This window comes from Nitratireductor sp. ZSWI3 (assembly GCF_024655565.1).
Taxonomy (GTDB): Bacteria; Pseudomonadota; Alphaproteobacteria; order Rhizobiales; family Rhizobiaceae; genus Nitratireductor.
In genome coordinates, this window is the sequence record NZ_JANKOF010000003.1 from 82,573 (window position 1) to 102,901 (window position 20,329).

The 20,329-nt window shown below is 63.8% G+C and carries 19 protein-coding genes; 14 read left to right on the plus strand and 5 right to left on the minus strand.

Annotation, left to right across the window (positions count from 1 at the left end):
* Positions 1 to 102 precede the first annotated feature (102 nt).
* Positions 103 to 978 (plus strand): N-acetylmuramidase domain-containing protein, encoded by an 876-nt coding sequence (locus NUU27_RS02230; protein ID WP_308219947.1) that lies wholly within the window; start codon positions 103 to 105, stop codon positions 976 to 978.
* A 228-nt stretch (positions 979 to 1,206) separates the two neighbouring features.
* Positions 1,207 to 1,842, plus strand: coding sequence for a 2-dehydro-3-deoxy-phosphogluconate aldolase (locus NUU27_RS02235; protein WP_257760450.1), 636 nt, complete (start codon positions 1,207 to 1,209; stop codon positions 1,840 to 1,842).
* A gap of 36 nt (positions 1,843 to 1,878) precedes the next feature.
* Here NUU27_RS02235 and NUU27_RS02240 read toward each other — a convergent pair whose 3' ends face one another.
* The 3 genes from NUU27_RS02240 to NUU27_RS02250 all read right to left on the minus strand — a co-directional run bounded on the left by NUU27_RS02240 (position 1,879) and on the right by NUU27_RS02250 (position 6,049).
* On the minus strand, positions 1,879 to 2,241 hold the full coding sequence (locus NUU27_RS02240) for a YxeA family protein (RefSeq protein WP_257760417.1): 363 nt from the start codon (positions 2,239 to 2,241) through the stop codon (positions 1,879 to 1,881).
* 172 nt (positions 2,242 to 2,413) lie between these two features.
* A complete protein-coding gene (locus NUU27_RS02245) occupies positions 2,414 to 4,168 on the minus strand; it encodes a DUF882 domain-containing protein (protein ID WP_257760451.1) in 1,755 nt (584 codons plus the stop codon).
* A gap of 357 nt (positions 4,169 to 4,525) precedes the next feature.
* Positions 4,526 to 6,049 (minus strand): sigma-54 dependent transcriptional regulator, encoded by a 1,524-nt coding sequence (locus tag NUU27_RS02250; RefSeq protein WP_257760418.1) that lies wholly within the window; start codon positions 6,047 to 6,049, stop codon positions 4,526 to 4,528.
* A gap of 226 nt (positions 6,050 to 6,275) precedes the next feature.
* On the opposite strand from NUU27_RS02250, the gene NUU27_RS02255 reads away from it, so the two are divergent.
* The 12 genes from NUU27_RS02255 to NUU27_RS02310 all read left to right on the plus strand — a co-directional run bounded on the left by NUU27_RS02255 (position 6,276) and on the right by NUU27_RS02310 (position 18,506).
* Complete coding sequence (locus NUU27_RS02255) at positions 6,276 to 8,063, plus strand: M3 family oligoendopeptidase (protein ID WP_257760452.1); 1,788 nt, start codon at positions 6,276 to 6,278, stop codon at positions 8,061 to 8,063.
* A gap of 24 nt (positions 8,064 to 8,087) precedes the next feature.
* Positions 8,088 to 9,230 (plus strand): aminodeoxychorismate synthase component I, encoded by a 1,143-nt coding sequence (locus NUU27_RS02260; protein WP_257760419.1) that lies wholly within the window; start codon positions 8,088 to 8,090, stop codon positions 9,228 to 9,230.
* A 30-nt stretch (positions 9,231 to 9,260) separates the two neighbouring features.
* Positions 9,261 to 9,545: a YciI family protein gene (locus NUU27_RS02265; protein ID WP_257760420.1), complete on the plus strand. Its 285-nt coding sequence runs from the start codon at positions 9,261 to 9,263 to the stop codon at positions 9,543 to 9,545.
* 95 nt (positions 9,546 to 9,640) lie between these two features.
* On the plus strand, positions 9,641 to 11,086 hold the full coding sequence (locus NUU27_RS02270; RefSeq protein ID WP_257760453.1) for a homospermidine synthase: 1,446 nt from the start codon (positions 9,641 to 9,643) through the stop codon (positions 11,084 to 11,086).
* Between the two features lie 147 nt (positions 11,087 to 11,233).
* On the plus strand, positions 11,234 to 11,614 hold the full coding sequence (locus NUU27_RS02275; protein WP_257760421.1) for a hypothetical protein: 381 nt from the start codon (positions 11,234 to 11,236) through the stop codon (positions 11,612 to 11,614).
* Between the two features lie 30 nt (positions 11,615 to 11,644).
* Positions 11,645 to 12,325, plus strand: coding sequence for a zinc metallopeptidase (locus tag NUU27_RS02280; RefSeq protein ID WP_257760422.1), 681 nt, complete (start codon positions 11,645 to 11,647; stop codon positions 12,323 to 12,325).
* A gap of 23 nt (positions 12,326 to 12,348) precedes the next feature.
* On the plus strand, positions 12,349 to 13,602 hold the full coding sequence (locus NUU27_RS02285; RefSeq protein ID WP_257760423.1) for a phenylacetate--CoA ligase family protein: 1,254 nt from the start codon (positions 12,349 to 12,351) through the stop codon (positions 13,600 to 13,602).
* Positions 13,603 to 13,786: 184 nt separating this feature from the next.
* Positions 13,787 to 14,782 carry a DctP family TRAP transporter solute-binding subunit gene (locus tag NUU27_RS02290; RefSeq protein ID WP_308219949.1) on the plus strand — a complete coding sequence of 332 codons (996 nt, stop codon included), beginning with the start codon at positions 13,787 to 13,789 and terminating at the stop codon, positions 14,780 to 14,782.
* A 172-nt stretch (positions 14,783 to 14,954) separates the two neighbouring features.
* Positions 14,955 to 15,650 (plus strand): TRAP transporter small permease, encoded by a 696-nt coding sequence (locus NUU27_RS02295; protein WP_257760425.1) that lies wholly within the window; start codon positions 14,955 to 14,957, stop codon positions 15,648 to 15,650.
* Positions 15,651 to 15,656: 6 nt separating this feature from the next.
* Positions 15,657 to 17,276: a TRAP transporter large permease gene (locus NUU27_RS02300; RefSeq protein ID WP_257760426.1), complete on the plus strand. Its 1,620-nt coding sequence runs from the start codon at positions 15,657 to 15,659 to the stop codon at positions 17,274 to 17,276.
* 247 nt (positions 17,277 to 17,523) lie between these two features.
* Entirely contained in the window at positions 17,524 to 18,240 is a 717-nt protein-coding gene (locus tag NUU27_RS02305; RefSeq protein WP_257760428.1) for a GNAT family N-acetyltransferase, read from the plus strand.
* Between the two features lie 65 nt (positions 18,241 to 18,305).
* Positions 18,306 to 18,506: a hypothetical protein gene (locus NUU27_RS02310; RefSeq protein WP_257760429.1), complete on the plus strand. Its 201-nt coding sequence runs from the start codon at positions 18,306 to 18,308 to the stop codon at positions 18,504 to 18,506.
* A gap of 5 nt (positions 18,507 to 18,511) precedes the next feature.
* Here the strand turns inward: NUU27_RS02310 and NUU27_RS02315 are convergent, their stop codons facing one another.
* Together NUU27_RS02315 and NUU27_RS02320 are read right to left on the minus strand one after the other, a co-directional pair.
* A complete protein-coding gene (locus NUU27_RS02315) occupies positions 18,512 to 19,606 on the minus strand; it encodes a nickel/cobalt transporter (protein ID WP_257760430.1) in 1,095 nt (364 codons plus the stop codon).
* Between the two features lie 3 nt (positions 19,607 to 19,609).
* The gene (locus NUU27_RS02320) at positions 19,610 to 20,269 is read right to left on the minus strand and encodes a DUF1007 family protein (RefSeq protein ID WP_257760431.1); all 660 of its coding nucleotides are present in this window, start codon (positions 20,267 to 20,269) and stop codon (positions 19,610 to 19,612) included.
* Between the last annotated feature and the right edge of the window lie 60 nt (positions 20,270 to 20,329).

Here is a 20,329-nt window from a genome sequence, read left to right on the forward strand (position 1 = left end):
ATAGACGCACGGCGCTGTAGGTGGCGCCGGGCGTTATCCGGCGGCGTTTCTCCCCGCCCGGAAAAGCGGCGCGACAATAATGCAGGATAACATTTATGAGGAATGACGATGTTTGCGCCGGAGGCAATCGAGACGATCAGCGCCATGGCGCGGGCCGAGGGATTCGAGCCGGCGGCGGTGCTGGCCGTCGCCGAGATCGAGAGCGGCGGGCACGCGCATGCCGTGATCGACGGCCGCACAGAGCCGCTGATCCGCTTCGAAGGCCATTACTTCGACCGGCGGCTGTCGGGCGAGCGCCGGGCAGAGGCCCGCCGGACCGGGCTGGCCGACCCGCGGGCCGGTGCGGTTCTCAACCCGAGGAGCCAGGCGGAGCGCTGGGCGTTGCTGCGGCGGGCTGCCGCGATCGACCGCCGAGCCGCGTATGAATCGGTGTCGTGGGGGGTGGGGCAGGTCATGGGCGTCCATTGGAGCCGGTTGGGTTTTGCCGATGTCGACGGGTTGGTGGCCGAGGCGAGGAGCGGGCTCGCCGGGCAGGTCAGGCTGATGCTCGCCTATGTCCGCCAGGCGGGCTTGCAGAAGGCGCTCGCCCGGCACGACTGGCAAGCCTTCGCGCGTGGCTACAACGGCCCGGGATTCGCCGCGAGCCAATATGACCGGAAGCTGGCGCGGGCCTACCGTCGTTATGCGGCGGCGGACGATGGCCAGGCGCATGGACGGTTAGCCGAAGGCGCGCGCGGGCCCGCGGTGAGCGATCTGCAGATCCTGCTGTCCGCGCTCGGCTATCCGGTGGCGGCCGATGGCGTCTTCGGGCGGCTGACGCGCGAGGCCCTGGCGCGGTTCCAGCAGGACCAGGGTCTGAAAGCGGACGGCGTCGTTGATACGGCCACATGGGCGGCGCTGCGCAAGGCCATGCCTTTGGGATCGTTCCTGTCGAAGGCGGGACGCTGGCTCCTCGGCCTTTTACGGCGCGGCGCCTAGCGGTGCGATCCCAACAGATGGTACTCATCTGTTGGGAAAAACGCCCCACCAGATCAATCGCTTGTGGGCTGACTTGTCGAAACGGATGGGTACCATCTGTTTCGGTCAGACCACTGGCGAGGCCTTGCGTCGGGCGAATGAAAGGTGTTCAAGGGCGGCGGAATTCATTTCTTCAACCATTTCATTTGCGGCGAGCCCGAGGAGATCACCATGCAGACGAAAGCTGCCATGCACAAGAAGGACGAGGCGCTGCTGGGGATCCTGGAGGGGCAGCCGGTCATTCCCGTGTTGAAGATCGACCGGCTTGCCGATGCCGTGCCGCTGGCGCAGGCGCTGGTGCGCGGGGGGCTGCCGGCCATCGAGATCACCCTGCGCACGCCCGATGCCATCGACGCCATTCGCCTCGTATCCGAAGAGGTGCCGGATGCAATCGTCGGCGCCGGCACCATCCTCACATCCAAGGATTTCTCGCAGGCCGTTGCGGCCGGGGCTCGCTTCATCGTCAGCCCCGGCATCACGCAGGAGCTGCTCGACGTGGCCTCGATGTCCGAGGTGCCCTTCCTGCCGGGGGCTGCCACCCCCAGCGAGGTGATGGCGGCCCGCGAGGAAGGGTATCGTCTCTTGAAATTCTTTCCCGCCGAACAGGCGGGAGGCGCGCCGTTCCTGAAGGCCTTGTCTTCGCCGCTGGCGACCATCCGCTTCTGCCCGACCGGCGGGATTTCGCTGAAGAATGTAAGGGACTATCTGTCCCTGCCGAACGTCATCTGCGTCGGCGGGTCGTGGGTGGCGCCGGAAAAGGAGATCGCCGCCGGAAACTGGGCGGCGATCGAGGAATTGGCACGGGAGGCGCGGTCTCTCAGATAATTGCTAGCGCAACGGGAGCATATCCACGCGCCAGAGCTATTCCCCCGTGTGTGGTGCCAGCAATCGGGCTGCGGCTTTCGGAGGAATGCGGTTGAAGCCGACTTCTTCCCACGCCGTCACAGCACCGCCTTTTATGTACAAGCGCAGATATGCCTTCTGCTTCAAGATTTTGGGTGCCAGGAAGGTCGTTTCCATTTCACGCCCTTGGTCGGTGTAGCAAGTGGCTTGGTATTGATAACGCCAATCCCCATGGCCTGAGCCCAGATCTTCCGAGTCCGTGACGACCTGCATATAGCACTGGGTGGCAAAAAACCTGTTTGCGTTCGATACATATATTCCTATGAATACTCCAAGTGCGATAATTGCAGCTAATGCTATGGATTTAATAAAGTAATTCATTGCTTTTATCCATATTTTTCAATGTAACTTTGGTCTGAGTATATTGTTCGATTTTTGATTGAAAGTAAGATTGAGCTTTTAATTGTATAAATTATGAATGCACAAAATACGTGACCGCCATTTGACGGTCACGGTGAAAAATTAATTTGATCTCCCCCAAGTTTTGGGGAGATCAATTCGTCCGGAACTTCGCCATCGAGATGAAGTTCACCGCCTTGCCTGTGAAGCGCGTTGCGTCGGCCACCGCGATGTTCTGCTGGAAACCGGTCGTGTACACGGCGTTGGGCGAGCGGACGAACTCGCTGTCGAACGCCGGCGGGTGGGTCACGTGAGCGGCTTCGGTCAGCATCGATTGACGGCTGAGCGCGCGGCTGGCGCGGCTCGCATCCGCCGCCACGACAACCGGCTGGGCCTCGGGCGAAACGTCCTTGGGCCCCGGCTTGGCCGATTTGCTGGTCGTGTGGACACGCTTGGCCGTTCGGGCGGCCGTCGATGCATCGCCACTCGTCAGCAGCGCCAGCCGCGGAGACGCCGAAACCGGCTGTCCACGCTGTGCAGGCGGCGAGGTGACCGCCGGTGCGTTGGCGACTGCCTCGTCCGCCGAGGGCAGCGGGGCAGCGGGCGGCTGCGGGGCGGAGGCCGGTTGCGGGGCGGGGGCCGGCTGCGGCAGGGAAGCCAGCGTGAAGTCGTTGGCGGCGGCAGCGCGTTGCGGGCGCTGCGAGGGTACCGGCAGATAGGCCGCAGTGGTGATCGGCTGCTGCAGATCTTTTTCCGCATCGGCCAGAACGCTGGCGATGGCGTCGGGCGCATCGGTCGTCGCCGAGGCCATCTGGATCAGCGCATCACGCGTGGCGCTGTCGGGCGTCGCCTGAGGCGGGGTGTAGTCGGGACGATGCGTCGGAAGCGGTACATTCGCAGCAACCAGAAGGGCGGTGCCGGCATCCGCGGGCGGCGTCTGCTCGACGACGGGCGCATCCTCGACCGGCTTGACCTCGAAGGGCAGCGGCTGTCCGACCGCGGCGTCGGGCCGCGGCGCCGAACGGGGCAGGGGCAGGCTGCGCTCGGGAAGGGCGGCGAGGATCGTCGCCGGCGTTTCGACAGGAGCCGGCGGTTCAGCAGCAGGCTGTGCGGCTGGAACGGCTGCGGCCGGCGCGGGAGCCTGGCGAGAAGGCTGCCGGGCCGAGGCAACGCTCACGTCCGCATTATCCTCTTCCTCGTCGGCCCCGCCACCAAACAGCGCGGCGAGGAGACCGCCACCCTTCCGGCCGTTGCCGGTGTCGCGGGCGACCTGGACCGTGCTGCCGCTGCGCTTGCGCGATTCGTAGGCGGCCAGCGCCTGCTGGTAGCCGGGCAGAGGCTTGCCGTCGGTGGGGACGTGGAGTGTCTTGCCGTCCGGGAACAGCGCAACGAGTTCCTTACGGCTCATGCGCGGCCAGTGGCGCACACTGCCGACATCGAGGTGAACGAAGGGGGAGCCCGAACGCGGATAATAGCCGACGCCGCCGGCCTGGAACTTCAGCGCGGTGGCACGCAGCTTCGCCAAGTTGACGCCGGGAATGTAAAAGTCGATCGCCTTGCCGAGCATGTGCTGGCTCTTCTTGGCAACGCCATTGGAACGGCTGCGCAACATCGAATTGGTCTGCGGCGAGCGGTAGGCGGAGACAACGTGGATGTAGTCACGTCCGCCACTGGCCCGGTAGACTTCCCAGAGAAGATCGAGAAGCTGCGGGCTCATGTTGGTCGGCTCGTTGCGCCGCCAATCGCGCAGGAAGCGGTTGACCTCCTTGAGGCCGCTCTGGATATAGCGGCCGTTGCGCTTGTAGGTGATCTCGGCGCGCTCCTTGGTGTGTATGAAATACAGCTTCAGGGTGCGCGTTTCGGCATGGGCGGCCGGCGTGGCAGCGGCAAGGGCGCCCATCGCGAGCATCAAACCGGCGAGCAGCCTCACCCGTACGAGTGACGGCAAGCGCCATCCAAAAACGTTAGCGTCGTTTTGTCTCAAGATCCGTGGCCTTGCAGGCTTGGTGATGTGTCCCCCGAGCCTAGGCCCGGAAATTTCGTCCCACCTTCTGAATATCCAGTCTAATGGTTAACCCGATCTTATTAAAGGAGGAATGCGCGAAGAGGATGGCGAGAACGTGGCAAAAGGCAACGAACCGTTCCATGGTGAATCATTGCTTAACGCCCGGGCGCATGATTCGCACGGACTTGTGGACAAGGGGAATGGAAAGGGGGCCTGGTCGGCCATCCGGCAGAATGTGGCAAGGACCGGGCCGCAGGAAGGCTAGAACGGACCCTTGCTTGATCTTGCCGCGACCGCCCGCATCTTTTCGGCCGGCTCGATCCCCATCTCCTTGAGCTTGCGATAAAGGGTCGAACGGCCGATGCCGAGGCGGCGGGCGACCTCGCTCATCTGCCCCTCATAATGCTCGATCGCGAGCCTGATGAGCTCGCCCTCGATCGCTTCGAGCGGCCGGATGTTGTCGTTCTCGTCGATGGCGCGCAACAGGCCCTTGGGCAAAGCGGACGCCTCAGCCGGATCGACACGCTCTGAAATCGGGGACGAAAAGGCCCCGGATGCAGGCGCGGCGCGGTCGGCCCCGGCGGCTCCCGTGTCCGGATCGATGCCTTCCACCTGGGCGCGGATCTGCGGGAAATCCTCCTTGCCGAGCATGCCCCGGTCGCACAAGACGACCGCGCGCAACACCGCGTTCTCCAACTGGCGTATGTTGCCGGGCCAGTCGTAATCGGCGAGGAGCTGAAGAGCGTCGGCACGGATGCCGGTGATGCGGTTCTGATGCTCGGGGGCGAAGCGGGCGATAAAGCCTTGCACAAGCAGGGGGATGTCCTCCTTGCGGTCCCGCAGCGGCGGAACCATGATCGGAAAGACGTTCAGGCGGTAGAAGAGATCCTCGCGGAATCGGCCTTCCTTGACGCGGCTGATGAGATCGTGATTCGTCGCGGAGATCAGCCGGATGTCGACCCTGCGGGTGCCCCGTCCGCCGACGGGATCGACCTCGCCCTGCTGGACCGCACGCAGGAGCTTGACCTGGACGCTGAGCGGCAGGTCGCCGATCTCGTCGAGGAAGAGGGTGCCGGTGTCGGCTTCGACAAACTTGCCGGTGTGCTTTTCGGTGGCCCCCGTGAACGCCCCCTTCTCGTGGCCGAACAGGATGCTTTCGACGAGCGTGTCGGGGATGGCGCCGCAGTTGACGGTGATGAACGGTTTGCGCCTGCGTTCACCGGCGGCCTGGATGGCGCGCGCGATGAGTTCCTTGCCGACACCGGATTCGCCTTCGATCAGGATCGGGATGTCGGTGGCGGCGGCTTTGCGGCCCAGCTCTATGACGCGCCGCATTGCTGCGCTGTTGGTCGCCAGCGCGTTGAAGGAATAGTCCGATGCGGGGCGTTTGGCGTTGCGTTCGCGGCTTTCCAGTGCCGCCACCTTCAGCGCGTTGCCGATTGCCGTGCCGAGACGCGCCGGCGCGACCGGCTTGACGATGAAGTCGAACGCACCGGCGCGCATCGCTTCCACCGCGGTGTCGATGCTGCCCTTGGAGGTCTGCACGATGACCGGGATCGCGTGCCCCCGGTCGCGCATCCGGTGCAGAACCTCGATGCCGTCCATCCCAGGCATCATCAGGTCGAGGATCATTGCCCGGGGGTGCGGCTCGGCGCGGCCGAGCAGGTCCAGGGCGACACTGCCGTTCTCCGCCGCCAGCGCGGCGTGGCCGAGCTTCTCGACGGCTCCTTGCAGGAGGCGGCGCTGGATCGGGTCGTCATCGACTATGAGAACGGCTTCAGACATGTCGCATTTGTGCAATGGCGTGATGATATCGCGCGCGCCTTCCTCGATCAGGGTGGATCAAAATGGCATAGGCTTCTAAACAAGGGCTCAAGGATTCCGGTGAACGAAACCTTTCCGATCCGGATCGGACAGGACAGCTTTGATGAGGACCTTCATGGCCCAATTTCCAGTATTCGCCACACCCGTTGCGGCAACCGAGGCGGCAGTCGCCGCAGAAACAGCGACCATGGGGCTGGGCGCTCTGCCCGAATGGGATCTGAGCGACCTTTATCCGGCGCTGGATGCGCCCGAACTGAAGCGGGATCTTGATCGTGCCGCCGACGAAGCCGTGCGGTTCGAGGCGGCCTGGAAGGGCAAGCTTGCCGGGGAGGTGGCCAAGGGCGAGGCCGGGCGCCTCGGAGAGGCGGTCGAAGCCTACGAGGCGCTGGAAGAACTGATGGGCCGCATCGTTTCCTATGCGGGGCTGCTCTATGCCGGCGACACCTCGGATCCGCGGCGCGCCAAGCTATACGGCGATGTGCAGGAGAAGCTGACGGACGCCAGCGCGCATCTGATCTTCTTCACGCTCGAATTGAACAAGATCGACGATGCGACGATCGATGCGGCGCTCGCCGCGGACAAGGCGTTCGCCCGCTACGAGCCGTGGGTGCTGGACATCCGGCGCGAAAAGCCGTTCCAGCTCGAGGACCGCATCGAGCAGCTGTTCCACGAGAAATCCGTGACCGGACGCGGGGCCTGGAACCGACTCTTCGACGAGACGATGACGAGCCTGCGCTTTGTGGTGGACGGCAAGGAACTGGCGATCGAGCAGACGCTCAACCTCCTGCAGGATGCCGACGGCGAGAAGCGCCGCCGCGCCGCCGAGGCGCTGGCCGAGACGTTCCGCAAGAACTTGCGGATCTTCACCCTGATCACCAACACGCTCGCCAAGGACAAGGAAATCTCCGACCGCTGGCGGGGCTTCGACGACATCGCCGACTCCCGTCACCTGGCAAACCGGGTCGAGCGTCCGGTGGTGGATGCGCTGGCGCAGGCGGTTCGCGACGCCTATCCGCGCCTGTCGCACCGGTACTACGCGATGAAGGCACGGTGGCTGGGGCTGGAAAAGCTCAGCCACTGGGACCGCAACGCGCCGCTGCCGGAGACGCCGCAGGCGGTGATCGGCTGGAACGAAGCGAAGAAGACGGTGCTCGACGCCTATGGCGCCTTCGCGCCGCAGATGGCGGAGATCGCCGGCCGCTTCTTCGACCGCAACTGGATCGACGCGCCGGTGCGCTCCGGCAAGTCGCCGGGCGCTTTCGCGCATCCGACCGTGCCTTCGGTGCATCCCTACCTGCTGCTCAACTATCTCGGCAAACCGCGCGACGTGATGACGCTGGCGCACGAAATGGGCCACGGCATCCATCAGGTGCTGGCCGCACGGCAGGGGGCGCTGATGGCGCCGACACCGTTGACGCTCGCCGAAACGGCGTCCGTGTTCGGCGAAATGCTCACATTTCAGTCGCTGCTCGAGCGGACGGCGGAGCCGCGCGAGCGCAAGGCGATGATCGCCCAGAAGGTCGAGGACATGCTGAACACGGTCGTCCGCCAGATCGCCTTCTACGAATTCGAGCGGAAGGTGCACGCCAAGCGGCGCAGCGACGGCGAACTCACCTCGGACCAGATCGGCGCCCTGTGGCTGGAGGTGCAGGCCGAGTGCCTCGGGCCGGCAGTGCAACTGCGCGAGGGATACGAGACCTTCTGGGCCTATATCCCGCACTTCATCCATTCGCCGTTCTATGTCTATGCCTATGCCTTCGGCGATTGCCTGGTGAACTCGCTTTTTGCCGTCTACCGGCAGGCGCCGGACGGCTTCCAGGACAAATATTTCGCCATGCTCGAGGCCGGCGGCACGAAGCATCATTCCGAACTTCTGAAACCGTTCGGACTGGACGCGTCGGACCCGGATTTCTGGGGCAAGGGACTGTCGGTCATCGAAGGGCTGATCGATGAGCTCGAAGCGCTGGGCGGCTGACTTGCCGGTATCGAGAAGGCATCCGTGAGCCCGGCGGACGAGCCTTTCGTTCTGTTCCGCGACGATGCGGAGGGGCGGGAGATGCTGTTCTCCCGCCCTCGCGCGCTGCTGGTGGCCGAAGACGCGGCATCGTTTCGTTCCGCCCTCGATGAGGCGGCGGAGGCGCGTCGGCGGGGGGCGTGGATCGCCGGTTATCTTTCCTACGAAGCGGGCTACCTGCTGGAGCGCAAGCTCGTGCACCTGTTACCGGCGGGCCGGCGCGCACCGCTTCTGTGCCTGGGCGTGTTCGATCCGCCGGAGGAGCGCCCGGCGACGGTATGCGGGACGAGCGAGGGCGCGCTGTTCGACACACGCCCGGTGTGGAGCCTAGCGGACTATCGCATCCGCTTCGACCGGTTGCGGGATCATCTGCGTGCCGGCGACTGCTATCAGGCCAATCTCACCTTTCCGATCCATGCCGGCTGGCGCGGCACGCCCAGGGCGCTGTTCGATGCGCTGACCGCGCGGCAGCCCGTGCGGCATGGCGCGCTCGTCGGTCTCGGCTGGCCGGTGATCGTGTCGCGGTCGCCCGAACTGTTCTTCCAGGTCTCGCGCGACGGCTGGATCGAGACCCTGCCGATGAAGGGGACGGCACCGCGGGGGGAAACCCCCGAAGAGGATGCCGAAATCAAGGCGTTCCTGCACAACGACCCGAAGAACCAGGCCGAGAACCGCATGATCGTCGATCTCCTGCGCAACGACATTTCACGCGTCTGCGAGGTGGGCACGCTCGATGTGCCGCAGCTCTTCCATGTGGAGACCTATCCGACCGTGCATCAGATGGTAAGCCGCGTGCGGGCGAAGCTGGCGCAAGGGGTCGGGCTCAGCCAGATCTTCGAAGCCCTCTTTCCGTGCGGTTCGGTGACCGGTGCCCCCAAGATCCGCGCCATGCAGATCCTGCATGAACTCGAGGAAGAACCGCGCGAGGCTTATTGCGGGGCGATCGGCTGGGCGGCGCCCGACGGCAGCATGCGTTTCAACGTGGCGATACGAACGGTGTCGCTCTTTCCGGACGGCGAGGCCGTCTACAATGTCGGTGGCGGCGTGGTCTTCGATTCCACCGCAGAGGGCGAGTATGAGGAGGCGCTTTTGAAGGCGCGCTTCGCCGCCGGTGCGGGCGGGGCTTGAAACGATTGCTCAACAACAGGAGAGAGACGGGTGTTCATCGTTTCCTTGAACTATATGGCTCCCATCGAGGACGTCGAGATGCATGTTCCGGCCCATATGGCGTGGCTGGAGAAACATTACGAAGCGGGTCTGTTCCTGGCGTCGGGCCGCAAGGTGCCGCGCACGGGCGGCATCATCCTGGCGAAAGGCGATCGTGCGGCGCTTGAAGCGTGCCTTCGGGAAGACCCCTTCGCCGTGCATGGCATTGCCCGGTACGAGATCACCGAATGCGCCGTTTCGAAAGCCGTGCCCGGGCTCGAAGCGCTTAAGCAATGACAAAGGCTTCCGGACCTCGATCAAGGGTTTACGCTTTATTGTGACAACGTTCTGTGTTTTGAGGCTTTGAAAATATAGTTTGTGAGAGGCGCATGATGGCTGCAAAAGACTGGCCCGTTCACGGTGAGATCACCGGTCCCATCGTGATGATCGGCTTCGGCTCGATCGGTCGCGGAACCTTACCTTTGATCGAACGTCACTTTAAGTTCGACAAGAAGCGGATGGTTGTGATCGATCCCGTCGACACCGACCGCAAGCTCCTCGATGAGCGGGGCATCAGGTTCATTCAGCGCCATGTCACGAAGGACAATTACAAGGACATCCTGAAGCCGCTTCTGACCGAGGGCGAAGGCCAGGGTTTCTGCGTCAATCTCTCCGTCGACACGTCCTCTCTCGACATCATGAAGCTCTGCCGCAAGCTCGGGGTGCTCTACATCGACACGGTCGTGGAACCCTGGCTCGGCTTCTACTTCGACCAGACGGCCGACAACGCCGCCCGCACCAATTACGCGCTGCGCGAGACGGTTCGCCAGGAAAAGGCGAAGAATCCCGGCGGGACGACCGCCGTTTCCACCTGCGGAGCCAATCCGGGCATGGTCTCATGGTTCGTCAAGCAGGGCCTGGTCAACCTGGCGAAAGATCTCGGGCTGGAGTTCGACGAGCCCGGCGCCGGGGACCGGGAAGGCTGGGCGAAGCTGATGAAGAAGTGCGGCGTGAAGGGAATCCACATCGCCGAACGCGACACCCAGCGGGCCAAAAAGCCCAAGCCGATGAACGTGTTCTGGAACACGTGGTCCGTCGAGGGATTCATCTCCGAGGGGCTGCAGCCGGCCGAACTGGGCTGGGGCACGCACGAGACCTGGATGCCGAAGAACGCCCGCAAGCAGAAGAAGGGCTGCAAGGCAGCGATTTTCCTGGAGCAGCCCGGCGCCAACACGCGGGTGCGCACCTGGTGTCCGACGCCCGGCCCGCAATATGGCTTCCTAGTCACGCACAATGAATCGATTTCGATCGCCGATTATTTCACCGTGCGCGACAAGAAAGGGAAGGTCACCTATCGCCCGACCTGCCACTATGCCTACCATCCCTGCAACGACGCCATCCTGTCGCTGCACGAGATGTTCGGCTCCGGCGGCAAGGCGCAGCCGGAACACCATGTGCTCGACGAGAACGAACTGGTCGACGGCATCGACGAACTCGGCGTCCTCATCTATGGGCACGAAAAGAACGCCTACTGGTATGGATCGCAGCTTTCCCTGGAGGAGGCGCGCAAGCTCGCTCCCTATCAGAATGCGACGGGCCTGCAGGTGACGTCGGCGGTCCTGGCAGGCATGGTATGGGCGCTGGAGAACCCGGAAGCGGGCATCGTCGAGGCTGACGAGGTCGATTATTGGCGCTGCCTGGAGGTCCAGATGCCCTATCTCGGACCGGTGAAGGGCTACTATACGGACTGGACGCCGCTCGAGGAGCGCCCCGGGCTTTTCCCCGAGGATATCGACGAAACGGACCCGTGGCAGTTCCGCAACATTCTCGTGCGCTGAGCTGCTGGCGGCGCGCGGTGCTTGCAATGGTCTCGAAATCGGGCAATTGAAAAAAGTGTTGTGGTCCGGGCACATCGCGTGCTCGGATGGGCTTCAGGACGCGGTGCGCAGCCGGCCACGGTCCGGCGAGCGATAGGAGGTCGACAGATGAAGGCACGCAATGTTCTCACGCTTGGCGGTCTGGTGGCCGCACTGGCGCTGGCCGGTTGCCAATCCGACTTTGCAGGCGGCGGGTCGCGCATGGCGCGGCAGACGGGCGTCGAGGGGCAGTGGATGGGCACGGACGGCGTTGCCGTGTCGACGCTTCAGGGCGGGCGTTTCAGCTCCCGCTCCGTGCAGACCGGCGAGACGCTGACCGAGGGGTCGTACACCCATCGCGACGCTCGCACGATCGACCTGTCCTTCTATTCCCTGAAGAGCAGGCAGAACACCAACGCGACGTGCCTGCTGGCCGCATCCAACCAGATGAACTGCACGCTTGCCAACGGTACGAACTTCGTCCTGACGCGAAGCGCCGGCGTCTCCTGAGGCCTTCGCGATGCCGGCCGGGCGCATCTCGTGCTGATCGCCCTGGCGGCCATATCGCTGCTGGCGGTCGTCGTGCTGCCGCAACTCTGGGTGCGGCGCACCTTCGACAAGCATGCGCTCGACCGTGCCGATATCCCGGGGACCGGTGGCGAACTCGCGCGCCATCTGCTCGACCGCTTTTCCCTGCAGCACGTTGCCGTCGAGCTCACCGAGCGGGGCGACCATTACGATCCGGTCGGCAAGGCTGTCCGGCTTTCCGACAAGAACCTGTCGGGGCGGTCGCTGACCGCAGTGGCCGTTGCCGCCCACGAGGTTTCCCATGCGCTGCAGGATGCCCGGAGCGAAAGACTGCTTGCCGTGTGGCAGCAATTGGCAAGGCTCGCCGCGACGACGGATCGTGCCGCCGGCCTGTTTTTCGTCGCGGCGCCCGTTCTTGCCCTGATCGCCCGCACGCCCGCGGCCATGATCGCGCTGGTCCTGATCGGCATCGCGCTCCTGTCCGTACGCGTCGTGGTCACCCTCGTCACGCTGCCGGTGGAATTCGATGCAAGCTTTTCCAAGGCGCTGCCGATCCTGCAGCACGGGGCCTATGTGTCGGCGGCGGATCTGCCGGCGGTCCGCTCGGTCCTGAGAGCGGCGGCCTTCACCTATCTCGCTGCCGCGCTCATTTCGCTCGTCAACCTTGCTCGATGGGTGCGGTTACTGCGATAAAGTCAAAAACTCTGGGAGGAGCAATGGCACCGCACTTCGATGCGCTTGAAATTCGCGATCCGGCGGAGCGCGAAACGGACCTGTTCGCGCGCTTGCCGCATTTCCTGAGCGAAGCCGTGAGGAAAGCGGAGGGGCTCGCCGAATGGCTGGCGGGCATCGACCTCTCGGCGGTCACCGACAGGAAGTCGCTGGCGGCGCTGCCGGTGCTGCGAAAGCCCGAATTGCTGGAGCGCCAGTTGGCTCGGCCGCCATTCGGCGGCTTTGTGAATCCGGATGCCCTGGAGGGGGCGCGCGTGTTCATGTCGCCCGGTCCCATCTGGGAGGTTCAGGGGGGCGGCGCTGATCCCTGGCAGGCGGCGCGCGCCTTCTTTGCGGCCGGCGTGCGGCCGGGCGCGCGGGTGCACAATGCCTTCGCCTATCACATGACGCCGGGCGGTTTCGTTCTCGACACGGGTGCGCGGGCGCTCGGCTGCACCGTGTTTCCGGCAGGCACCGGAAACACCGACATGCAGGTGGACGCGGCAGCGGCGTTCAGACCGGACGTTTATGCGGGCACACCCGATTTCCTCAAGGTCATGCTCGACCGTGCCGATCGGGACGGCAAGGACCTGTCCTCCTTCCGTATCGGGCTCGTGTCCGGCGGGGCTCTCTTCCCGTCGCTGCGCGAGGAATACAGGATGCGCGGCATCCGCGTGCTGCAGTGCTATGCGACGGCAGAGTTTGGCGTCATCGCGTATGAGGCGGCCGAAGCCGACGGGACCCCGTTGCCCGGCATGGTGGTCAACGAAAACCTGATCGTGGAGATCGTCCGTCCGGGAACGGACGATCCGGTGCCGGAAGGCGAGGTGGGAGAGCTGGTGGTCACGAGCCTCAACCCGGCCTATCCGCTGGTGCGGTTGGGAACGGGGGATCTTTCGGCCGTGCTGCCCGGCCGCAGCCCCTGCGGGCGCACCAACATGCGCATCGCAGGATGGATGGGCCGCGCCGATCAGCGCACCAAGGTGAAGGGCATGTTCATCGATCCCAAGCAGATTGCCGAGCTGCTCAGGCAGCATGCGGAGATCGAACGCGCCCGGCTTGTCGTGACGCGCGAGGGCGCGAGCGATGCAATGGTGCTTCACGTGGAGACGTTCGAGGGGGCGATGCCCGACACCGGAGCGATCGAAGCCAGCCTGCGCGAGATCACCAAAGTCGGCGGACATGTGCGCCTTGCGGAAGGCGGATCCCTGCCCAGGGACGGCAAGGTCATCGCCGATGAACGGGACTACTCCGACTAAAGCATAAGGCAGCAGCGCCGGTGCTGCTTGATTTCGCTTCATCAGTGTCACAGGATGCTGCAAAAGCTGTGGAGGGACGCGGGGCTGATGCTCCGCCGTTCGTCAAAATGAAAGCAGCTGGTGGCCGAAAGCCGCCGAACGGTCTATCGGGGGATAGACTTCAAGATCAAGCGGAGGAATGCTCATGAAACTTCTGATTGGCGCCTTATCGGCACTCGCTCTCACGGCTTTGGCGACGCAAGCCCAAGCCCAGTGCGACAGCGGCGAAATGGTCATCAAATTCAGCCATGTCGTCGCTGACAAGGGACACCCGAAGGGTGACGCGGCACAACTTCTCGCACAGCGCGTCAACGAGGAGATGAACGGCACGGCCTGCATGGAGGTCTATCCGAACTCCACGCTCTACGACGACGACAAGGTGATGGAAGCCCTGCTTCTGGGCGACGTTCAACTGGCGGCTCCCTCGCTGGCCAAGTTCGAGGCCTACACGCTCAAATATCGCCTTTTCGACCTTCCGTTCCTGTTTCCCTCGCTCGACGCCGTCAACAAGTTCACGACATCTGACGACGGCAAGGAACTTCTCACGGCCACCGAAAGCGAAGGCTATACGGGCCTTGGCTTCTGGTCTTCCGGCCTGAAGCAGTTTTCCGCCAACAAGCCGCTCCTCGAGCCACAGGACGCATCGGGCCTGAAGTTCCGCGTCCAGACCTCCGACGTCGCCGTGGCGATGATCGAGGCGATGGGCGCCTCGGCGCAGAAGCTGGCCTTCAAGGAAGTCTACGGCGCCCTGCAGACCGGCGTGGTCGATGGCCAGGAAAACAGCTGGTGCAACATCTACACACAGAAGTTCTTCGAGGTGCAGGATGGCATCACGGAGACCAACCACCAACTGCTCGCCTATCTCCTCGTCACCTCGACCGAGTGGCTGGAGGGTCTCGATCCCGCCGTACGCGACCAGTTCCTGAAGATCGCCGAGGAGGTCACGATGGCCGCCAATAATGAGGTGGCGAACCAGGAAGCGGCCTGCCGGCAGAACATCATCGATGCCGGCGGCACGATTCGCGAGCTGACGCCCGAACAGCGGGCGACGTGGGTCGAAGCCATGAAGCCGGTGTGGACCAAGTTCGAGGGTGATATCGGCAAGGAACTCATCGATTCGGCTGCGGCGAGCGGCTCCTAATGGTGCGATCCTGACAGGTGGTGCTCATCTGTCAGGAACAATCGTCCCACCGGATCAAGTGCCTGTGGTCTGATAATGCCACTGCGTGGCGGCAGCCGCCGCCACGCCCGGCACGAGCACCCGCCGCGTGGGCGGGAATCGCGCCGGAATAGACCTCCCCAAGGAGACGTTCATGGTCCTGCTTTGGCCTGTGCTGGGGCTTGTCGCCCTCGTAATCCTCCTGTTCGCACTCGAACGACGCTTTCCGGAAGCCGTCGGACGGTTCGAGGAAAATGTCCTGGCCGTGCTTCTGGCGGCGATCACCTTCATCTCGTTCACCCAGGTCATCGCGCGCTACGGTTTCAACAGCGGATGGGGCGGTGCGCTGGAGCTGACGCGGATCCTGTTCGCCTGGCTGATCCTGTTCGGCATGGGCTACGGGGTCAAGCAGGGCATCCACCTGGGCGTCGATGCCCTCGTGCGGCTGATGCCGTCGGCCCTTTTCCGCGCGGCCGCCGTCTTCGGGGCGATCTGCGTCTTCCTTTACGCCTTCATCCTTCTCTATGCGGCCTGGCTGAGCTTTTTCGGCGCGCCGGTCTCGACCAACTGGCGCCAGACGGGCGCCATCGGCTACTGGACCTTCATGTTCGACCGAGGCACGGGGCTCGACGATTTACGCTATCCATCATGGATGCAGCAAACCTTCGGACTGCAGGACCGCGTGCAGCGCTGGGTGGCCTATCTGATGCTGCCGGTCGGCCTCGCGCTGCTCGCGTTCCGGGCTCTTCAGGGCGTCGTGGCGATCGCCACGGGCCGCCGCGAGATGATCATCGCCAGCCATGAGGCCGAGGATCTCGTCGCCGAAAACAAAGACATTCTGAAGGGATAGCGGACGATGGAATCGGTGATCCTGTTTATTCTCGTCCTGCTGCTCCTGTTCCTCGGCGTCCCGGTGGCGGTCTCGCTCGGCCTTTCCTCCCTGCTGATCATCGCCTTCTTCTCGAACGATTCGGTTTCGTCGGTGGCCCTGCAACTGTTCACCGCGGCACAAAACTACACGCTGCTCGCCATCCCCTTCTTCGTGCTCGCCTCGGCATTCATGTCGACGGGCGGCGTCGCCCGGCGCATCATCCGCTTCGCTATCGCTTCGGTCGGTCACTTCAAGGGTGGCCTGGCCATGGCCTCGGTGCTTGCCTGCATGATGTTCGCGGCACTTTCAGGCTCCTCTCCGGCAACCGTCGTCGCGATCGGCACCATCGCCATCGCCGGCATGCGCCAGGTGGGATACAGCAAGGAATTCGCCGCCGGCATCATCGCCAATGCGGGAACGCTCGGCATTCTCATCCCGCCATCCATCGTCATGGTGGTCTATTCGGCGGCAACCGACGTTTCGGTCGGCCGGATGTTCCTGGCCGGCGTGGTGCCGGGGATAGTCGCCGGGCTTATGCTGATGATCGCCATCTATGCGATGGCAAGAATCCGGAACCTGCCCTCCGAGGAGTGGAAGGGCTTTGGCGAGATCCTGGAGGGCGGCAAGCAGGCCGGCTGGGGCCTCTTCCTGATCATTATCATCCTCGGCGGCATCTATGGAGGCGTCTTCACGCCGACCGAGGCGGCGGCCGTGGCTGCCGTCTATGCCTTCGCCGTGGCGCTGTTCGTCTACCGCGACATGGGGCCGATGAAGGGCGTGCGATGGGTGAATGAGGGCGACACGAAGCGCGCCCGGGTGGGTTTTTCCGCCAGCGTCTATGCGATCGCCTTCTTTTTCGTCTGGATGATCATGACCTTCTTCCTCACGGCCGATTGGGAAGGCGTCACGCTTCGGGGGAGGAGCCTCAGCGGGCTTGCCCTGTCGCTCGCCGTGATGATCGCCTATGGGATTTGGCGCGGCGGCGAGAAGGGGCTCGCCGGCCTTCCGGGGCTGCTCGTTGCAGGCTTGCCGATCTGGCGGCGTAACCTGGCGTTGATGGGGCGCAATTTCCTGCCCGCCTTCTTCAACGAGGACACGCGCAAGACGACGGTCGACGCCGCACGCACGACCGTGATGCTGATGTTCATCATCGTCAATGCGCTGCTGTTCGCCCATGTGCTGACGGCGGAGCGGATTCCGCAGGCGATCACCAGCGTGATGGTCGATGCAGGATTTACCTGGTTTACCTTCCTGATTGCGGTGAACCTCCTCCTGCTGCTCGGCGGGCAGTTCATGGAGCCCTCCGGGCTGCTGCTGATCGTGGCGCCGGTGGTGTTCCCGATCGCCATGGAACTCGGGGTCGACCCGATCCATCTCGGCATCATCATGGTGGTGAACATGGAGATCGGCATGATTACCCCGCCGATCGGCCTCAATCTCTTTGTTACCAGCGGTATCACGGGGATGAGCCTGATCAAGGTGGTCCGCGCCGCGGCGCCTTTCGTGCTGGTGCTTTTCCTGTTCCTGATCATCGTCACCTACGTGCCGATCCTGTCGACCTGGCTTCCCTACAGCCTGATGGGGCCGGAAATCGTGACAAGATAACGCGTATTTGATCGGGTTCGTTAAGTAAACGTTAACGAATTCGGGAATAGGCTTCATGCGTCGGATCGGCTTTCCTCCTCCCAAGCACGGTTCGAAACGGGGCGATCGCTCAAGGGTCGCCCCGCACTGTGTCAGGCACCGAGCAAGGCTCGACGATTGAGCTGGCGCAGGTGTGCGGGCTTTGCTGGGCCTTTGTGGGCTGCGCGTTTCGTGCATTCTCGGCCCACCACCAAAGGGGGGCTTGCACATGGATACCGACCTTGCCAACTGGAGCGCGCGGCCGCGTCCCGCCCGGCACAGGCTGGAAGGGCGCACGGTGAGGCTGGAACCGCTCAGTGCGGCCGCCCACGGCGACGGGCTTTTCGCCGCCTCCAGCGTGGCCGATGCCGACGAGCGTTTTCGCTGGCTTGCCGAATATCCGCCTCATGACCGTGCCGATTTGCAGGCGTGGCTGGAAAAGGCGGAAACCAGCACGGACCCGCTCTTCTACACGGTCATAGACCAGCAGAGCAGCATGATCGGCGGCCGCCAGGCGCTGATGCGGATCGATCCGGCCAATGGCTCCATCGAAGCCGGCAACATCTATTGGGGGCCGGGGTTCTCGCGGACGGTCCGGGCGACCGAGGCGCTTTATCTCTTCGCGCGCCATGTCTTCGACGATCTCGGTTATCGCCGGTTCGAATGGAAATGCAACAATCGCAACGGGCCTTCCAGGCGGGCGGCCCTGCGGTTCGGCTTCACGTTCGAAGGGGTGTTCCGTCAGCACATGGTGGTCAAAGGCGAGAACCGGGACACTGCCTGGTTCTCCATGCTCGACGGCGAATGGCCGGCGTTGAAAAGTGCGTTTGACGCATGGCTTGATCCGGCCAATTTCGATAACGATGGCAATCAGAAAAGGCGGCTCGAGGAGTTCACAGGCGCCGCGCGTCCGTTCGGACGGGCAAAGGACGCCGCAAACTCGTGAATCCGCGCATCGTGCTTTCCGGCGGATGTGTCGGGAACGGCGGCCTCGCAAACGGGTAGGACCAGTTGACGGACAATCGCAAGTCGGCCATCGCAGCGGCCATCATCCTGATCGGCTTCGGCATCGCAGCCTTTATGATGCCGCGCATCATGCTGGCCCTTGGCGACTACTCGACGGTTGCGGCGGGCGTCGTTGCCGTGGGCTTCGTTGCGGCTTTTTTCCTTGTGTTCTGGCTGCGCGCCCGCGCGCAGAACAGGCGCGACTGAGCCGCTCAGGCCGAGAGGCTTGCCGCGAGCAGGGTGAGGCCGAGCAGCATGACGAGCAGCGCGCCGCCGATCTCGATGGCGTTCGATATCCTGGTGCCCAGGTGGTTGCCGCCGGAGAGCGCGACAGCCCAGTTCTTGGCTGTCACCGCCAGGGTGGCGAGGATCGAGACGGTGATCGCGGTTCCGATCGACATGGCCAGGACGGAGAAGATGCCGCCGAGCCAGAGGCTGTTGAGGAACGCAAAGGTGAGCACGATCAGTGCGCCCGAACAGGGCCGGATGCCGACGGCAGCCACGGCGGAGGCGGCGGTTTTCCAGTCGAGCCGCTCGGCCGTCAGCATGGAGGGATCCGGCGCGTGGGCGTGGCCGCAGGTGGGGCAGATTTCCGCAGGGCCGTGATCATGATCATGATGGTGGTGGTGATGATGACCGTGCCCGCAAGCATGATGGTCATGCCGATGCTCGCCGTCATGCTCGTGATGATCATGGGAAGCGTGTTTGCCGACATGTGCCGCCGACAGGCTGTGCATGGGGTGAACCTCGGGGGAAGGACGGCGAAGCATCGGACTGAGCTTGCGCCACAGGAGCCAGGCACCGAAAAGGGCGATCAGGCCGAAGCTGACGGTTTCGAGGAACCACGTTGCCTTGGTCATCGAAATGGACGTGCCGCGCAAGGCAAGGAAGACCAGGCCCATCAGAGCGATTGCGGTCAGCCCCTGAAGCAGCGCCGAGGCGAAGGAGAGGATGACGCCGCGCCGGAGCGCCACCTCATTGGCCAGCATGTAGGACGAGATCACCGCCTTGCCGTGCCCGGGGCCGGCGGCGTGGAACACGCCGTAGGCGAAGGACAGCCCGACCAGCATCCAGACATTGCTGCCATCGTCGCGCATGGCCTTCAGGGCGCCGGTCAGGGCGCGATAGAAGTGCTGCTGCTGGAGGTTGATCCATTGGAGAGCGCCGGCAAAGGGACCGGTCGGGGTGATCGCCGGCTCGGCGGCTCCAATTCCGAGCGAGCTTTGCGCCAGCGCGCTGCCTGCGACCATCGCCGTGAGGAAGACCACCGCGACGGCGAGGGGAAGGCGGCGATGGGATATCTGCATCGGTCAACTGTCCTTGCCGCAGTTGAGTTCCAGCCGGGTGGCGAAGATCTTGCTCATGTCGTTGCCCGTCGGATCGTTGAAGAAGGCATCGGTGAGCATATCCTGGTTCTGCGCGATCGCCTCGTCCGCATCCGGCCGGACGACGCTGCGCTTGCAGCTGGCAGGCATCGCCTTGACGGCCAGATATTCATCCTCGGTGAAGTCGATCGCCGTATAGAAGGTCGGGTCGTAGACGCCGAAATCCACCGTGCCTTCGAGTGGCAAGGGCTTTTCCGGCTTCGATTCGAAGAGAATGATGAGCTGGTTGTCGACGAAGTCGGCGATCAGGCGCTCCGGGGCCTGCATGGCGACGTCTTTGCCGTTGTGCGTGACGATCTGAAAATAGCCGTAGTCCGCCAGCGACGCGTAGACGGTCTCCGACACGTCGTTGAGCTCGTCGGCGTCGAGTTTCATGTCCTTGTTCTTGTCGAATTCGACAAGAACGGTGCTGGAGAAGAGGTCGTCGAAACGCCAGACATGATGCAGCGTCGCCACGTTGCCGCTCTCGTCGACGGTGACGTCGAGCCGAGCCTCGGCGAAAACATGCGGATGCGACAATGCGGGGCCAGCAAAGGCTGCAAGAACCGCGGCGGCTCCCGGGATGATCAGTTTTCTGCTCGGCATGCCTTCGCCCCAGGGTGGAATGATCTGTGCTGTCTTTATCATGAACCCGGCGGAATTTGG

Excerpts from the sequence above, each read along its gene's own strand:
- NUU27_RS02315 (WP_257760430.1), bottom strand. The coding sequence starts at position 19,606 with ATGCAGATATCCCATCGCCGCCTTCCCCTCGCCGTCGCGGTGGTCTTC.
- NUU27_RS02300 (WP_257760426.1), top strand. The coding sequence starts at position 15,657 with ATGGAATCGGTGATCCTGTTTATTCTCGTCCTGCTGCTCCTGTTCCTC.
- NUU27_RS02245 (WP_257760451.1), bottom strand. The coding sequence starts at position 4,168 with ATGCTCGCGATGGGCGCCCTTGCCGCTGCCACGCCGGCCGCCCATGCC.
- NUU27_RS02255 (WP_257760452.1), top strand. The coding sequence starts at position 6,276 with ATGGGGCTGGGCGCTCTGCCCGAATGGGATCTGAGCGACCTTTATCCG.
- NUU27_RS02290 (WP_308219949.1), top strand. The coding sequence starts at position 13,787 with ATGAAACTTCTGATTGGCGCCTTATCGGCACTCGCTCTCACGGCTTTG.
- NUU27_RS02285 (WP_257760423.1), top strand. The coding sequence starts at position 12,349 with ATGGCACCGCACTTCGATGCGCTTGAAATTCGCGATCCGGCGGAGCGC.
- NUU27_RS02270 (WP_257760453.1), top strand. The coding sequence starts at position 9,641 with ATGGCTGCAAAAGACTGGCCCGTTCACGGTGAGATCACCGGTCCCATC.
- NUU27_RS02305 (WP_257760428.1), top strand. The coding sequence starts at position 17,524 with ATGGATACCGACCTTGCCAACTGGAGCGCGCGGCCGCGTCCCGCCCGG.
- NUU27_RS02235 (WP_257760450.1), top strand. The coding sequence starts at position 1,207 with ATGCACAAGAAGGACGAGGCGCTGCTGGGGATCCTGGAGGGGCAGCCG.
- NUU27_RS02240 (WP_257760417.1), bottom strand. The coding sequence starts at position 2,241 with ATGAATTACTTTATTAAATCCATAGCATTAGCTGCAATTATCGCACTT.
- NUU27_RS02230 (WP_308219947.1), top strand. The coding sequence starts at position 103 with ATGACGATGTTTGCGCCGGAGGCAATCGAGACGATCAGCGCCATGGCG.
- NUU27_RS02295 (WP_257760425.1), top strand. The coding sequence starts at position 14,955 with ATGGTCCTGCTTTGGCCTGTGCTGGGGCTTGTCGCCCTCGTAATCCTC.
- NUU27_RS02275 (WP_257760421.1), top strand. The coding sequence starts at position 11,234 with ATGAAGGCACGCAATGTTCTCACGCTTGGCGGTCTGGTGGCCGCACTG.
- NUU27_RS02320 (WP_257760431.1), bottom strand. The coding sequence starts at position 20,269 with ATGCCGAGCAGAAAACTGATCATCCCGGGAGCCGCCGCGGTTCTTGCA.
- NUU27_RS02250 (WP_257760418.1), bottom strand. The coding sequence starts at position 6,049 with ATGTCTGAAGCCGTTCTCATAGTCGATGACGACCCGATCCAGCGCCGC.